Genomic DNA, 2,150 nt, shown 5'->3' on the forward strand with positions numbered 1-2,150 from the left:
TGCAGATTGGCCTTTTCCGTGCTGGTAAAGGTGAAGGTGTAGGAGCTGCCGGTGGCGGTGCGATACGCCGCCAGGGTGGTATCTCCGTCCACGGTGAATACACCCACCTGCAAGGTGCCACCCGCCGGATTGGAAAACTCGATTTTGGGAGAATCCGTGTCCTTGAAGTTGGGGGCGCTGGTGATGGTGGCCCCCCTGGGGATCTGATTGAGGGTGAAACTCTGCTCCGCCGTGCAGTTCACCGACGTGGTGTAGATGGCGCCCTCGATACGGATGCTAAAGGTCTTTGCTCCGTCGCTGTTGTGGGTGATGGTGCGGCTGCCCGAGGCCACCACCGTGCCGCTGCGCAGCTGGATGCGGCTGGTGGAGTAATGGACTTGGGTGCCGTCGATGACCACTTTGGTAGGCCCCGTCATGTACCACGGGTTGTTGTTGGCCGTGGACCCGGACCCGGACAAGGTCCAGTTGACGGTGGATGTGTTGCCGCTCACCGACTGGGTGGCGCTCCAGGTGAGTGTGAGGGAGCGCACCCCGCCGTAGGCGTTGGTGGTTAAACTTCCTGATAGTGCCATGGGTCATCCTCCGATCCAATAACAGGCCACCCGGTCTGTCCCGTATGCTTCCAGTCTGGCTTTTCCGCTGATGATGAGATAGGTGCTGGCGTGAAGGTTTTTGGCCTCCACTCCCTGAGAATCCGCCACCAAAACCGGGGTGTTGTTTTGGCTGACCTCCATGCCGTCCTCAGTGACCTTGGTGGACATCTCGGAGCCGGTCTTGCTCACCGTGAGCCCTTCCTCGTCAAAGGTGAATCCGGTGGAGGTTTTCACCGTCTCCACCCCCTCCGAGAGTTTCTTCTCGATGGCAATGTTCACCTGGTCCGAGGTGAGGGAGAGGCTGACCTGCTCGCTGAGCTCCTGCAACGACTGCTCCACCCCGTCCAGAGAGGTCTGGGTCTCGCTCTGCACCCGCTGCACCGTGGCGGTGATGGCGTTGGTGTTGATCTCCAAGTCGGACAGGCGAGATTCCTGGCTCTGAATGATCTGGCCCTGGTTGGCCGTGGTGTCCTTCAGGTCGTCAATTTCGCCCTGTGTGTCCTCGGGCGCAGGCGTCCAGTCGGTGGCTTTGTTGCCTTTTTCAAATTTGTGATTACGGTATTCGACTACCGATCCAATGGTTGAGGCACCCCAACTAAATATCATTAAAGATCTATTTCTATCAGATGGAATATCTGTAGGAAGTGTTCCACTAATTCGAAACCACACATCTTTAGGACAGTCAGATGGAATTTTTATTATGATTTGATTGCTTTTTGTTGTTCCTGTTCTGAAATCTACACCTGCCTGCAGATTCGTAAACGAACCCGTAATCTTAACGTCAAGCGAATAGGTGTTATGCTCGCCAAGATATTCGCCTATTTCACTTAGCGGAATCGAGTAATATGTTTGTACCCAATTATACGCATTACCATAGGCAGTAGTGAGCGTAGTAAATTTTCCTCGCTCTCTGGTTGTAACCGTTGGCGTATCCGATCCTGTCAAGGAGTACGTTTCACTGTTCTTGAGCAGATTCCTCCCTCCAACCTCGATTTCATTCACGGCCTCCCAACTTGAGTCGCAAATCGGAGTAGTGTACTTGGTGCTCGCAGGGTTCGTATATACAATCTTGTTGCGTGTCCAAACATACTTCCCACTACTCCAAGTCGGAGGTGTGGTGGTCCATGAGCCGCCAGTCTGAGTGGTTTTAGAAGTGGAGAGATAATACTCTTCAGTAATTGAGGATACCCCTGTTCCTGTTGCTCCAGTACTTCCTGTCGATCCTTTCGCACCTGTGATGCACACCGGCTTACTCTCCTCCACACCGCCGTTGGTGAGGGTTGTCACCGTCTTGCTCCACATGTATTTCCCGTTGACCCAGGCCGGGGCGGTGGTGGACCAGCTGCCACCAGTGAGGGAGGTGGAGCTGGTGGATAGGTAGTATTGCACGTCCACACTCTTGACTCCCACTCCAGCAGAACCAGTGTCACCCTTATCACCCTTGATTTTCGTCCAGGCGTACTTGGTGGGGTCGGTAGAATCGCTGGATGTGTAGTCCACATACTGGCCAATATACAGCTTTCCTGAGGCATTAGTGGTACTGAATCCGCTAGTTCC

At 54.2% G+C, this 2,150-nt stretch carries 2 protein-coding genes; both read right to left on the minus strand.

Annotated features, from left to right (window positions below; translation table 11 throughout):
* The coding region (locus B5G37_RS14325; RefSeq protein WP_242962904.1) for a DUF859 domain-containing protein at window positions 1-572 on the minus strand (572 nt) is incomplete at its 3' end.
* Between the two features lie 3 nt (window positions 573-575).
* The gene (locus B5G37_RS14330; RefSeq protein ID WP_087258933.1) at window positions 576-1,199 is read right to left on the minus strand and encodes a hypothetical protein; all 624 of its coding nucleotides are present in this window, start codon (window positions 1,197-1,199) and stop codon (window positions 576-578) included.
* Window positions 1,200-2,150 lie beyond the last annotated feature (951 nt).

Source organism: Pseudoflavonifractor sp. An85 (assembly GCF_002161235.1).
Lineage (GTDB): Bacteria > Bacillota > Clostridia > Oscillospirales > Oscillospiraceae > Enterenecus.